Origin of the sequence: Klebsiella sp. 7-CIP_Kleb. (genome assembly GCF_050378655.1) — a bacterium.
Lineage (GTDB): Bacteria > Pseudomonadota > Gammaproteobacteria > Enterobacterales > Enterobacteriaceae > Klebsiella > Klebsiella quasipneumoniae.
The window spans coordinates 295,963-308,882 of the sequence record NZ_JBNRLJ010000005.1 but is presented as its reverse complement, the minus strand read 5'-3'; the positions used below and the strand labels follow the sequence as shown (position 1 = coordinate 308,882).

Annotated in this window: 15 protein-coding genes; 12 read left to right on the top strand and 3 right to left on the bottom strand. The window is 55.8% G+C overall.

The window, feature by feature from the left end; genetic code table 11:
* Window positions 1-36: 36 nt before the first annotated feature.
* Window positions 37-1,404 (bottom strand): serine endoprotease DegQ, encoded by a 1,368-nt coding sequence (gene degQ, locus ACQUTI_RS18810; protein WP_017899931.1) that lies wholly within the window; start codon window positions 1,402-1,404, stop codon window positions 37-39.
* 174 nt (window positions 1,405-1,578) lie between these two features.
* Window positions 1,579-1,977 carry a Z-ring associated protein ZapG gene (gene zapG / locus ACQUTI_RS18805; protein ID WP_186602158.1) on the bottom strand — a complete coding sequence of 133 codons (399 nt, stop codon included), beginning with the start codon at window positions 1,975-1,977 and terminating at the stop codon, window positions 1,579-1,581.
* Window positions 1,978-2,167: 190 nt separating this feature from the next.
* Here zapG and zapE point away from each other — a divergent pair, with 190 nt between their 5' ends.
* From zapE to nanQ, 12 genes are all read left to right on the top strand, one after another.
* A complete protein-coding gene (gene zapE / locus ACQUTI_RS18800; RefSeq protein ID WP_004206226.1) occupies window positions 2,168-3,295 on the top strand; it encodes a cell division protein ZapE in 1,128 nt (375 codons plus the stop codon).
* A gap of 265 nt (window positions 3,296-3,560) precedes the next feature.
* Window positions 3,561-3,989 (top strand): 50S ribosomal protein L13, encoded by a 429-nt coding sequence (gene rplM / locus ACQUTI_RS18795; RefSeq protein WP_002918559.1) that lies wholly within the window; start codon window positions 3,561-3,563, stop codon window positions 3,987-3,989.
* A gap of 15 nt (window positions 3,990-4,004) precedes the next feature.
* On the top strand, window positions 4,005-4,397 hold the full coding sequence (rpsI, locus tag ACQUTI_RS18790; protein ID WP_000829818.1) for a 30S ribosomal protein S9: 393 nt from the start codon (window positions 4,005-4,007) through the stop codon (window positions 4,395-4,397).
* A gap of 57 nt (window positions 4,398-4,454) precedes the next feature.
* Entirely contained in the window at window positions 4,455-4,739 is a 285-nt protein-coding gene (locus ACQUTI_RS18785; protein ID WP_136023330.1) for a hypothetical protein, read from the top strand.
* Window positions 4,709-5,347 carry a stringent starvation protein SspA gene (gene sspA / locus ACQUTI_RS18780; protein ID WP_002918467.1) on the top strand — a complete coding sequence of 213 codons (639 nt, stop codon included), beginning with the start codon at window positions 4,709-4,711 and terminating at the stop codon, window positions 5,345-5,347. The genes ACQUTI_RS18785 and sspA overlap by 31 nt, the downstream gene beginning before the upstream one ends.
* Before the next feature lie 3 nt (window positions 5,348-5,350).
* The gene (gene sspB, locus ACQUTI_RS18775) at window positions 5,351-5,845 is read left to right on the top strand and encodes a ClpXP protease specificity-enhancing factor (RefSeq protein WP_002918465.1); all 495 of its coding nucleotides are present in this window, start codon (window positions 5,351-5,353) and stop codon (window positions 5,843-5,845) included.
* A 93-nt stretch (window positions 5,846-5,938) separates the two neighbouring features.
* A complete protein-coding gene (gene nanR / locus ACQUTI_RS18770; RefSeq protein WP_004206225.1) occupies window positions 5,939-6,718 on the top strand; it encodes a transcriptional regulator NanR in 780 nt (259 codons plus the stop codon).
* Window positions 6,719-6,866: 148 nt separating this feature from the next.
* Window positions 6,867-7,760 carry an N-acetylneuraminate lyase gene (gene nanA / locus ACQUTI_RS18765; RefSeq protein ID WP_004206223.1) on the top strand — a complete coding sequence of 298 codons (894 nt, stop codon included), beginning with the start codon at window positions 6,867-6,869 and terminating at the stop codon, window positions 7,758-7,760.
* 104 nt (window positions 7,761-7,864) lie between these two features.
* Window positions 7,865-9,352, top strand: a complete 1,488-nt coding sequence (locus ACQUTI_RS18760) for an MFS transporter (RefSeq protein WP_004206222.1) — start codon at window positions 7,865-7,867, stop codon at window positions 9,350-9,352.
* 49 nt (window positions 9,353-9,401) lie between these two features.
* The gene (locus ACQUTI_RS18755; RefSeq protein ID WP_004206221.1) at window positions 9,402-10,091 is read left to right on the top strand and encodes an N-acetylmannosamine-6-phosphate 2-epimerase; all 690 of its coding nucleotides are present in this window, start codon (window positions 9,402-9,404) and stop codon (window positions 10,089-10,091) included.
* The gene (gene nanK, locus ACQUTI_RS18750) at window positions 10,088-10,972 is read left to right on the top strand and encodes an N-acetylmannosamine kinase (RefSeq protein WP_428923339.1); all 885 of its coding nucleotides are present in this window, start codon (window positions 10,088-10,090) and stop codon (window positions 10,970-10,972) included. Before ACQUTI_RS18755 ends, nanK begins: the two co-directional genes overlap by 4 nt.
* Window positions 10,959-11,426, top strand: coding sequence for an N-acetylneuraminate anomerase (gene nanQ, locus ACQUTI_RS18745; protein WP_032431149.1), 468 nt, complete (start codon window positions 10,959-10,961; stop codon window positions 11,424-11,426). The genes nanK and nanQ overlap by 14 nt, the downstream gene beginning before the upstream one ends.
* A 71-nt stretch (window positions 11,427-11,497) precedes the next feature.
* On the opposite strand, the gene gltD is transcribed toward nanQ, so the two are convergent.
* Window positions 11,498-12,916, bottom strand: coding sequence for a glutamate synthase subunit GltD (gene gltD, locus ACQUTI_RS18740; RefSeq protein WP_004206218.1), 1,419 nt, complete (start codon window positions 12,914-12,916; stop codon window positions 11,498-11,500).
* Window positions 12,917-12,920 lie beyond the last annotated feature (4 nt).

Below are 12,920 nucleotides of genomic sequence, written 5' to 3'. Positions count from 1 at the left end.
GGACATCGCACATGGCGGCGATGTCCGGGGAGACAATCAGCGCAGCAGCAGATAGATGCTTTCGTTGCCGCGGATCACGTTCAGGGCGATGACCGGCGGTTTGCCTTCGAGCACTTTGCGTAGTTCGGCAATCGAATGAATACGCTCCCGGTTAAGGCCAATGATAATGTCATCCTTATGCAGGCCGACCTGGGCGGCGGCGCTGCCTTTATCGACATTATCGATCACCACCCCTTTGGTACCATCTTTCATCTGACCGTCGCTAAACGAGGCACCCTGCAGAGCCGGGATAATCAGCTCAGCGCTGGCGGTGGAGGAGGTGCTCTTATCCAGCGTCACTTCGACATCGACCGGTTTTCCGTCGCGCAGCAGGCCCAGTTTGACTTTGGTCCCCGGCTCGGTAGTGGCAATGCGCGAGCGCAGCTCGGCAAAACTGTTCAGCGGTTTGCCGTTCAGGCTAACGATGACGTCGCCGGATTTGATCCCCGCTTTGGCGGAGCCGGAGTTTGGCAGCACTTCACTGACGAAGGCGCCGCGCTGAACGTTGAGGTTCATCGCCTTGGCGATATCGGCGCTCATTTCCATGCCTTTAATGCCCAGCAGGCCGCGCTTGATTTCGCCAAACTGAATGAGCTGGTCGGCGAGGGTTTTCGCCATGTTGCTCGGGATGGCGAAGCCGATGCCGATGCTGCCGCCGCCCGGCGCCAGGATCGCGGTGTTGATCCCGATAAGCTCGCCGTTGAGGTTCAACAGCGCGCCGCCGGAGTTGCCGCGGTTGATGGAGGCATCGGTCTGGATGAAATTCTCCAGCCCTTCAAGGTTCAGGCCGCTACGGCCAAGGGCAGAGATAATGCCGGAGGTGGCGGTCTGGCCAAGGCCGAACGGGTTGCCGACGGCGACGGCGAAGTCGCCGACGCGCAGTTTATCGGAGTCAGCAATGGCGATTTGCGTCAGGTTTGACGGCTTAATCAGCTGCAGTAGAGCAATATCGCTCTGTTCATCGCTGCCGACCAGTTTGGCATCAAATTCACGGCCATCGTTCAGCTGGACGCTAATCTTCTGCGCCTGATTGATGACGTGATTATTGGTCAGCACGTAGCCTTTCGCTGCGTCGATGATGACGCCGGACCCGAGCCCTTCGAAAGGCTGCGCCTGTTCTTGCGGGGCGTTATCGCCAAAATATTTCTTCAGCTCTTCCGGCATATTGAGCGTCGGCGAGGCAGTGCCTTCCACCTGCACGCTGACTACCGCCGGCAGGACCTTTTCCAGCATCGGCGCCAGGCTTGGTAACGCGCCCTGGCCGGGCACCTGAGTCGGTAAGGATGCTGCTGCCGGAGGCAGAACCGACAACGATAACCCAATGCTTAACGCTAACGCACTCAACAGCAAAGTCTGTTTCTTCATTAGATGCTGGCTCTCGTAACCTGAGGTGTATGGAAAAATGTCCTGAATAACCTGATGTTATTGAATTTTTGCGCAGGTAACAATGTGGGGACTGGTTTAAATTGTAGCCGGGAAGTGGGGGAAGGAGCGGGCGCGATGGGCGCGCCCGGAGAATATTTTAGCAGAGGCGATCGATTAATCTCGTTTTGCGTCACCGCGCAGTAAACCGGATGCGCCTTCGGAGTAGTCGCGCGGCATCTGGACCGGCGCCTGATCGTTGCTGGCTTCAGACTCTGCCAGGCGGTTGCGGAACGGGTTGGCGTCTGCCATGGAGTCCGGCAGCAGGTTGTTAGAGCTTTTCGCCATATGCTGATACAGCTGACGGTAGTCGTGCGCCATGTTATCCAGCAGCTCGGCGCTGCGCGCAAAATGGCTGACCAGCTCTTCACGGTACTCTTCAAGCTCGGCTTTATTCTTTTCCAGTTCGAACTGCAGCGCCTGCTGCTGGCGCAGTTTGCGGTTGCCGAAACGCATGGCGACGGCACCAATGATGATACCGACGACTAACCCAATTAGCGCGTATTCCCAGGTCATGAACATCTCCCGTTGTATTGTGGTTCCGTAGGGTGGCTCTTAGGCTCTCCGCCTGCGCCCGATAGTGCCACTATAACCGCTAATTCCACAGAAGTGGAATCCTGGCGTATCATCGCGTAGTGTAGAACGGCCTTTTTTTCGTCAATCGTGAGCTTCGACATCACGGTTTTCAAGGAATAACAATTAGATCATGCAAAGCCTGTCTCCAACATCGCGTTACCTTTCAGCCCTGAAAGAGGGCAGCCATCAACCCGACGACGTCCAACAAGAAGCGGTGAGCCGCCTTGATACCATTTACCAGGAGCTGCAGACTCAGCCCGCGCCCGTCGCGTCAGGCGGCGGTTTGCGCGCGAAATTCGGCAAACTGCTGGGTAAGCGCGAACCAGCAGCCGAGGCGACGCCTGTCCGCGGCCTGTATATGTGGGGCGGCGTGGGGCGAGGGAAAACCTGGCTGATGGACCTGTTTTACCAGAGCCTGCCGGGCGAGCGTAAGCAGCGCCTGCATTTCCATCGCTTTATGCTGCGGGTGCATGAAGAGCTGACCACCCTGCAGGGCCATAGCGACCCGCTGGAGATTGTCGCCGACCGCTTTAAAGCGGAAACTGACGTGCTCTGTTTCGACGAGTTTTTTGTCTCCGATATTACTGACGCCATGCTGTTGGGCGGTCTGATGAAAGCCCTGTTCGCCCGCGGCATCACGCTGGTGGCGACCTCCAATATTCCGCCGGATGAGCTCTATCGCAATGGTCTACAGCGCGCCCGTTTTCTGCCCGCTATCGACGCCATCAAGCAGCATTGCGATATTATGAACGTTGATGCCGGCATCGATTATCGCTTGCGTACCCTGACCCAAGCGCACCTGTGGTTGTCGCCGCTGAATAACGACACCCGCGAACAGATGGATAAACTGTGGCTGGCGCTGGCCGGCGCGCCGCGCGCTGCCGGGCCGACGCTGGAGATCAACCATCGCGAGCTGCCGACCCTCGGCGTGGAAAACCAGACGCTGGCGGCGTCGTTCGCCACGCTGTGCGTGGATGCCCGCAGCCAGCATGACTATATTGCGCTCTCCCGCCTGTTCCACACCGTGATGCTGTTCGACGTGCCGGTGATGACCGCGCAGCTGGAGAGCGAAGCCCGGCGCTTTATCGCCCTGGTGGATGAGTTCTATGAGCGCCACGTGAAGCTGGTGGTCAGCGCGGCGGTGCCGCTGTACGACATTTATCAGGGAGAGCGGCTGAAGTTTGAGTTCCAGCGCTGTCTGTCGCGCCTGCAGGAGATGCAGAGCGAAGAGTACCTCAAGCGCCCGCATATGCCCTGACAGGACACTTTTCCCGGCGAATTCAGGGCCGCAGGGCCGCCCCGGGAGCTGCCTGAAAAATCTCATAAAGGGGTCGATCTTTGACCCCGACTTCTCTATAATCTTGCGACCCCACGTTACGAGAAGGTTTTTTTCCCGAAACTTTCTATGTGCCGGCATAGGCTATTCGAAGGGGTAGGTTTGCTGGACAATGTCGTGTGAACCTCAACTGACTAAACGTTTGGGTGTTCACCAACGTGTAACTTATTATTTGGGTAAGCTTTTAATGAAAACTTTTACAGCTAAACCAGAAACCGTAAAACGCGACTGGTATGTTGTTGACGCGACCGGTAAAACTCTGGGCCGTCTGGCTACTGAACTGGCTCGTCGCCTGCGCGGTAAGCACAAAGCGGAATACACTCCGCACGTTGATACCGGTGATTACATCATCGTTCTGAACGCAGAAAAAGTTGCTGTTACCGGCAACAAGCGCGAAGACAAAATGTACTACCACCACACCGGCCACATCGGTGGTATCAAAGAAGCGACCTTTGAAGAGATGATTGCCCGCCGTCCTGAGCGTGTGATTGAAATCGCGGTTAAAGGCATGCTGCCAAAAGGCCCGCTGGGTCGTGCTATGTACCGTAAACTGAAAGTTTACGCGGGTAACGAGCACAACCACGCGGCACAGCAACCGCAAGTTCTTGACATCTAATCGGGATTATAGGCAATGGCTGAAAATCAATACTACGGCACTGGTCGCCGCAAAAGTTCCGCAGCTCGCGTTTTCATCAAACCGGGCAACGGCAAAATCGTTATCAACCAGCGTTCTCTGGAACAGTACTTCGGTCGTGAAACTGCCCGCATGGTAGTTCGTCAGCCGCTGGAACTGGTCGACATGGTTGAGAAACTGGATCTGTACATCACTGTTAAAGGTGGTGGTATCTCTGGTCAGGCTGGTGCGATCCGTCACGGTATCACCCGCGCTCTGATGGAGTACGACGAGTCCCTGCGTTCTGAACTGCGTAAAGCTGGCTTCGTCACTCGTGACGCTCGTCAGGTTGAACGTAAGAAAGTCGGTCTGCGTAAAGCACGTCGTCGTCCGCAGTTCTCCAAACGTTAATTGTTTTCTGCTCACGCAGAACAATTTGCGAAAAAACCCGCTTCGGCGGGTTTTTTTATGGATAAAACGACTGTTATCCACAAGCTTACCGCCGGTTCTCGCCACTTTTTCAGCATTTCCAGAATCCCCTCACCACAACGTCTTCAAAATCTGGTAAACTATCATCCAATTTTCTGCCCAAATGCTGGTGATTGTTCATTTTTTGTTTTATTCGTGAACGAAGGTGACATCGCGCTAATGGGGTTTTTACATCTGGCTGGCCATGAGTGGCTGGCAGCAGTACAAAATTCTGAATATACCTGGAGGTTTTCATGGCTGTCGCTGCCAACAAACGTTCGGTAATGACGCTGTTTTCTGGTCCTACTGACATCTATAGCCATCAGGTCCGCATTGTGCTGGCCGAGAAGGGTGTCAGTTTTGAGATAGAGCACGTGGAGAAGGACAACCCGCCTCAGGATCTGATTGACCTCAACCCGAATCAAAGCGTACCGACGCTGGTGGATCGTGAGCTCACTCTGTGGGAATCCCGCATCATTATGGAATACCTGGATGAGCGTTTCCCGCACCCGCCGTTAATGCCGGTTTATCCGGTGGCGCGTGGCGAAAGCCGTCTGTATATGCAACGTATCGAGAAGGACTGGTATTCGCTGATGAACACCATCCAGAGCGGTACCGCAGCGCAAGCTGATGCTGCGCGTAAGCAGCTGCGTGAAGAACTGCTGGCCATCGCGCCGGTCTTCACCCAGAAACCTTACTTCCTGAGCGATGAGTTCAGCCTGGTGGATTGCTACCTGGCGCCGCTGCTGTGGCGTTTGCCGGTTCTCGGTGTGGAGCTGGTTGGCGCAGGCGCGAAAGAGCTCAAAGGCTATATGACTCGCGTATTTGAGCGTGATTCCTTCCTCGCTTCTTTAACTGAAGCCGAGCGTGAAATGCGCCTCGGTCGGGGCTAAATAATGGATGTATCACAGCTGACGCCGCGTCGCCCGTATCTGCTGCGGGCGTTTTATGACTGGCTGCTGGATAACCAGCTGACGCCGCACCTGGTGGTGGATGTCACACTGCCGGGCGTGCTCGTGCCGATGGAGTACGCGCGCGACGGGCAAATCGTTCTCAATATTGCTCCGCGTGCGGTAGGTAATCTTGAGCTGGCGAACGACGAAGTGCGCTTCAACGCGCGCTTTGGCGGCGTGCCGCGCAACGTGTCTGTCCCGCTGGCTGCGGTACTCGCCATCTATGCCCGTGAGAACGGCGCTGGCACGATGTTTGAACCGGAAGCGGCCTATGACGAAGACGTCAGCAGCCTCAACGATGATGACGTCGCGCCTGAGAGTGAAAGCGAAACGGTGATGTCGGTGATTGATGGCGATAAGCCGGACAATCACGACGACGATCCTGACGACACGCCGCCGCCGCGCGGTGGCCGCCCGGCGCTGCGCGTCGTGAAATAATCCTTACCAGGCCCTTCGGGGCCTGTTTTATGCTCTCTGCAAAATTCTTGTGTTAAGATGGAACAGCCGTCACATGCTGTCACAAATCACGCAATGGTCCCTATGAGCGCATTTGATCCACAAGCCGAAGATACCCCGTCCTCCATTGGCAACAGCCTTGGCCGCCGTCCTCTGGCGCGCAAAAAACTGTCTGAAATGGTGGAAGAAGAGCTGGAGCAGATGATCCGGCGCCGGGAGTTTGCGGAGGGTGAACAGCTGCCGTCCGAACGTGAGCTAATGACCTTTTTTAACGTCGGACGTCCTTCGGTTCGTGAAGCGCTGGCGGCGCTGAAGCGTAAGGGACTGGTGCAGATCAGCAACGGCGAACGCGCTCGCGTTTCCCGGCCTTCAGCGGACACCATCATTGGCGAGCTTTCCGGCATGGCGAAAGACTTTTTGTCTCACCCTGGCGGTATCGCGCATTTTGAACAGCTGCGTCTGTTTTTTGAGTCCAGTCTGGTTCGCTATGCCGCAGAACACGCCAGCAATGAGCAGTTGGAAAAGCTGACGCAAGCGCTAAAGATCAACAGTCAATCGCTGGATGACAATGCGCTGTTTATCCGCTCTGACGTTGAATTTCACCGCGTGCTTGCGGAAATCCCCGGTAATCCAATCTTTATGGCTATCCATGTGGCCCTGCTGGACTGGCTAATCGCCGCCCGGCCAACGGTGCCCGAGCGCGAACTGCACGAACATAACAGCGTCAGCTATCAACAGCATATCGCTATTGTTGATGCTATTCGTCGTCGCGATCCTGACGAAGCCGATCGCGCCCTCCAGACCCACCTCAATAGCGTATCCGCCACCTGGCACGCCTTAGGTCAGAAAGCCTGATCTCATAGTTTACCCTCACGATCCTGAGGATCGTTTAGTGAAGTAGATCGCATTATAAGCGTTCTCTATTACTCTGCTGCTTATTTGATCTGGTATAACAGGTATAAAGGTACATAGTTAATCATCAAAAATTCACAAAGAGGTAGATATGGCGGTCAATTTACGTGGGGTTATGGCGGCGTTGCTTACGCCGTTCGATGGGCAGCAAAAACTGGATAAAGAGAGCCTGCGTCGACTGGTGCGATTTAATCTGCGTCAGGGTGTTGATGGACTCTATGTTGGAGGATCTACCGGTGAAGCCTTTGTCCAGAGCGGCACAGAGCGTCAGGAAGTGCTGGAGATCGTAGCGGAAGAGGCGAAAGGCAAAATGACTCTTATCGCCCATGTCGGCTGCGTGAGTACCCTCGAAAGCCAGCAACTGGCAAGGGCTGCGGTAGGTTATGGCTACGATGCTGTCTCCGCCGTCACGCCGTTCTATTATCCGTTTAGTTTCGAAGAACACTGCGCGCATTATCAGGCCATTATTGAGTCGGCTGATGGCTTGCCGATGGTGGTGTACAACATCCCGGCGCTAAGCGGCGTGAAGCTGACCCTCGATCAAATCAATACCCTGGTGACGCTGCCTGGCGTCGGTGCGCTAAAGCAGACTTCAGGCGATCTATTCCAGATGGAACAGATCCGACGGGCTCATCCGGATCTGGTGTTGTACAACGGTTACGATGAGATATTTGCCTCAGGCCTGTTGGCAGGAGCTGATGGCGGTATTGGGAGTACTTACAACATCATGGGCTGGCGTTACCAGGGAATGGTCGCGGCGCTGAAAGTGGGTGATGTTGCCAAAGCACAGCAGCTGCAATGTGAGTGCAATAAGGTAATCGACCTGTTGATTAAAACCGGCGTATTCCGTGGTTTGAAAACCGTATTGCACTATATGGATGTGGTCTCTGTGCCGCTGTGCCGTAAGCCGTTTGCACCGGTAGACGAAAAATTCTTGCCGGAGCTGAAAGCGCTGGCGCAGCAGCTAATGCAGGAACACGGCTGATCGGTAGCCGGGTGGCGACAGTGCTTTACGGCCTGCGGTTGCTCTTTCCTGGCCGGGCAAGCGAAGCCCCCTGGCGCGACAACAAACATCGTCGGGAGAGTAAAATGAGTACACTGCCCCAGAACATCCCGTGGTACCGCCATCTTAGCCGTCCCCAGTGGCGGGCTTTTTCCGCCGCCTGGCTCGGGTATTTGCTTGATGGTTTTGATTTTGTATTAATCGCCCTGGTGCTCACCGAAGTGCAGGGGGATTTTGGCCTGACGACCGTTCAGGCTGCAAGTCTCATCTCAGCGGCTTTCATTTCTCGCTGGTTTGGCGGTCTGATGCTTGGTGCGATGGGCGATCGCTATGGTCGACGCCTGGCGATGGTGACCAGCATTATTCTGTTCTCTCTCGGTACTCTGGCCTGCGGTTTTGCGCCGGGTTACACAACAATGTTTATCGCGCGTCTGGTTATCGGTATGGGAATGGCTGGAGAGTACGGCTCCAGCGCCACTTACGTTATCGAAAGCTGGCCAAGGCATTTACGCAATAAGGCCAGCGGTTTTCTGATTTCCGGGTTTTCCGTTGGCGCAGTTATCGCCGCACAGGTTTATAGCCTGGTGGTACCCGTCTGGGGCTGGCGCGCGCTTTTTTTCATCGGCATTGTTCCCATCGTATTTGCCCTCTGGCTGCGGAAAAATATTCCGGAAGCCGAAGACTGGAAAGAGAATCATGAAGGCAAAGAACCGGTACAGACTATGGTCGATCTGCTTTATCGCGGCAAGCATCGGGTTATTAACATCCTGATGACCATCGTGGCGGCGACTGCCCTATGGTTCTGTTTTGCCGGTGGCTTACAAAATGCAGGTATCGTTCTGCTGCTGGGCGTAATGTGCGCGGTGATATTTATCAGCTTTATGGTGCAGAGCAGCGGTAAACGCTGGCCTACGGGCGTGATGCTGATGGTGGTGGTACTTTTCGCCTTCCTTTATTCATGGCCAATTCAGGCGCTGCTGCCGACTTATCTGAAAACCGAGCTGGCCTATGACCCGACGACGGTGGCAAAGATTTTGTTTTTCAGCGGGTTTGGCGCGGCGGTTGGCTGCTGTGTGGGCGGATTTCTCGGGGACTGGCTGGGCACCCGCAAGGCCTATGTTTACAGCCTGCTGGCTTCACAGTTGTTGATTATTCCGGTCTTTGCAATTGGCGGCACAAACATCTGGGTTCTTGGCCTGCTTCTGTTTTTCCAGCAGATGTTAGGGCAGGGGATCTCCGGGATCTTGCCAAAACTGATTGGCGGCTATTTCGATACCGATCAGCGGGCGGCTGGACTTGGTTTTACCTACAACGTGGGGGCGCTGGGAGGCGCGATTGCGCCGGTGCTGGGTGCCTTAATTGCCCAGCGTTTGGATTTGGGTACCGCGTTGGGATCGCTCTCTTTTGGTCTGACCTTCGTTGTAATCCTGCTGATTGGGCTGGATATGCCGTCCCGCGTACAGCGCTGGATTCGGCCGGAAGCGATACGAACTCATGATGCGATCGATGGTAAACCTCTAATCGGAGCGGTGCCTTTTGGTGGTAACAAAAGCGGCTTAGTTAAGACCAGATAACAACAGCCCGGCTGCGGTGCCGGGTATTCATATTTATCAGGGAGCGAGTATGTCTTTGCTTAAAGAATTGGATTTACGCATTAGCGCTAACGGCGGTCTTATTGTTTCCTGTCAACCGGTACCCGGCAGCCCATTGGATAAGCCGGAGATCGTTGCCGCGATGGCGCTGGCGGCGGAGCAGGCCGGGGCGGTCGCGTTGCGCATTGAAGGCGTAGAGAATCTGCGCGCGGTACGCGCGCAGGTAAAGGTGCCGATTATCGGCATTATTAAACGCGATCTGGATGATTCGCCGGTAAGGATCACGCCCTATCTGGAAGATATCGATGCATTGATGCAGGCTGGCGCCGATATTATCGCCGTTGATGGCACAGAGCGAGCGCGCCCTGTTCCAGTGGCAACGCTACTGGCGCGTATCCACCAGCATAAGCTAGTGGCGATGGCCGACTGCTCCTCTCTTGAGGATGGCCTGGCCTGTCAGGCTCTTGGCGCGGAAATCATCGGCACTACGCTGTCGGGCTATACCATGGCGTATACCCCGGATGAACCAGATCTGGAGCTGGTGAAAGCGCTGGCGGAGGCCGGCTGCAGGGTGAATGCGGAAGGGCGCTACAACACACCGGCTCAGGCAGCGGAAGCCATACGCCACGGTGCGTGGGCGGTGACCGTTGGTTCTGCGATTACCCGCCTGGAACATATTTGCCAGTGGTATAACACGGCGTTAAAAGAGACGAAGTCATGACGACGCTGGCGATAGATATTGGCGGTACGAAGCTTGCTGCGGCGCTGGTAACGGATGACCTGCTGCTCTGCGATCGTCGCGAGCTACCCACTCCTGCCAGCAAAACAGCGGATGCTCTGAACACGGCGCTGGAGGCGCTTGTCAGGCCTCTGTGCATGCGGGCAAAGCGCGTCGCGATAGCCTCGACCGGGATTATTCGTGAAGGAAACCTGATTGCAATTAATCCACAGAATCTTGGCGGACTCATGCACTTCCCGCTGGTAAAAACGTTACGCGAAATAACCGGTCTGCCAACGCTGGCGATAAATGATGCTCAGGCGGCAGCCTGGGCGGAATACCAGGCGATGGCTGATAAGGTCAGCGATATGGCGTTTATTACCGTTTCTACCGGTGTTGGCGGCGGCGTGGTGAGCAACGGTACTTTACTTACCGGGGCCGGAGGCCTGGCCGGACACCTGGGGCACTCGTTAGCCGATCCTGACGGACCGCTTTGCGGCTGCGGTCGCGTCGGCTGCGTAGAGGCTATTGCTTCCGGACGGGGAATCGCCGCGGCGGCAACTGACGATCTCTGCGGACTGGATGCGAAATCTATTTTTACTTTTGCGGCGCAAGGCCACCCGCAGGCGCGTTTACTCATTCAGCACTCGGCACAAACTTTGGCGCGGATGATTGCCGATCTTAAAGCGTTGACCGATTGCCAGTGCGTGGTCGTTGGCGGCAGTATTGGCCTGGCGGATGGGTACTTACCGTTGGTGAAGGACTATCTGGCGCAAGAACCGGCTATTTACCAGGTTCCATTATGCGCAGCACACTATCGCCATGATGCTGGCCTGCTGGGAGCGGCGCTATGGGGCAATGAGAGAAGCCATGATAATCGGTGATGTAAACAACCCATTGTTGGCTGGCGTGTCGTCGGGACTACAACAGGCGATATCCCTCGCCCTGGATCATGATTTATCGAGTCTTTCTCCCGGAAGCGTTGAACTTCAAGGGGATAATGTCTTTATGAATGTGATGCAGTTTATGACGGAGTTACCGGCAGATAAAAAGGCTGAACTACATACGAAGTTTATCGATATCCAGATATTACTGGCGGGCGAAGAGCAGATTTTTTTCGGTGTAGCCGGCTCCGCAATGCAGTGCGAGGAGATGCACGTTGAGGAGGATTATCAGCTGTGCAACGCGATTGATGGCGAACAGTCGGTCATTCTGAGGCCAGGTATGTTCGCGATCTTTATGCCGGGTGAACCGCATAAGCCAGGATGCGTAATAACCGAGCCCGCAGAGATAAAAAAAGTGGTGATTAAAGTAAGCGCAAATTTGTTAAGCGCATAAATAAGCCCGATGGGATTAACCATCGGGCCTGAGTCCCATACCCGGATAAAACCGCTATCCGGGTATTCGCATTACACTTCCAGGTAGTTCAGGATCCCGTCCGCCGCTTTACGTCCTTCGGCAATCGCGGTGACCACCAGGTCGGAACCGCGCACGATATCGCCACCGGCGAAGATTTTCGGGTTGCTGGTCTGGAAGGCGTTCTCGCTGCCTTCCGGGGCAATGATGCGGCCCTGGGAGTCCAGCTCGACGCTGTGCTTCGCCAGCCACTCCATGCTGTGGGGACGGAAGCCAAACGCCATGACGACGGCGTCTGCCGGCACCACGTGCTCAGAGCCGGGAACGATCTCCGCGCGACGGCGGCCTTTGGCATCCGGCTGGCCCATCTCGGTGCGCGCCATCTTCACGCCGCACACTTTGCCGTTGGCATTCACTTCCACACCCAGCGGCTGGACGTTGAACTGGAACTCCACGCCTTCTTCACGCGCGTTTTTCACTTCGCGTTTTGAACCCGGCATGTTCTCTTCGTCACGACGATAGGCGCAGATCACGTGAGCCGCATTCTGACGGACGGAGGTGCGTACGCAGTCCATCGCGGTGTCGCCACCGCCGAGAACCACCACGCGTTTGCCTTCCATGCTGACGTAGGGCTCATCGGCGGTTTCGCCAAAGCCCATGATCTGCTTGGTATTGGCGATCAGGAACGGCAGCGCGTCGTAGACGCCCTGGGCGTCTTCGTTGTCCAGCCCGCCGCGCATTGACTGATAGGTGCCAACGCCGAGGAACACCGCATCGTACTCTTTCAGCAGGTCGTCAAGCTGCACGTCACGGCCCACTTCGGTATTGAGTTTGAACTCAATGCCCATGCCAGTGAAGATCTCCCGGCGGCGGGTCATCACCTCTTTTTCCAGCTTGAACGCCGGGATACCGAAGGTCAGCAGGCCGCCGATTTCCGGATGGCGGTCAAACACCACCGCCTTGACGCCGTTACGGGTCAGGACGTCGGCACAGGCGAGGCCCGCCGGGCCAGCGCCGATGATAGCGACGGTTTTACCGGTCGGTTTCACGCCGGAGAGATCCGGACGCCAGCCCATCTCGAATGCTTTATCGTTGATATAGCGTTCGATGTTGCCGATGGTCACCGCGCCGAACTCATCGTTCAGCGTACAGGAGCCTTCACACAGGCGGTCCTGCGGGCAAACGCGCCCGCAGACTTCCGGCAGGGTGTTGGTCTGGTGCGACAGCTCAGCCGCCTCAAAAATACGTCCCTCGTTGGCCAGCTTCAGCCAGTTCGGGATGTAGTTATGCACCGGGCACTTCCATTCGCAGTACGGGTTGCCGCAGGACAGGCAGCGATCTGCCTGCGCCTTGGCCTGGCCTTCTGAAAACGGCTCGTAAATTTCCACAAATTCAATTTTACGGATCTTCAGCGGTTTCTTTGGCGGATCAACGCGCTGCAGGTCGATAAATTGATAAACGTTCTGACTCATCTTA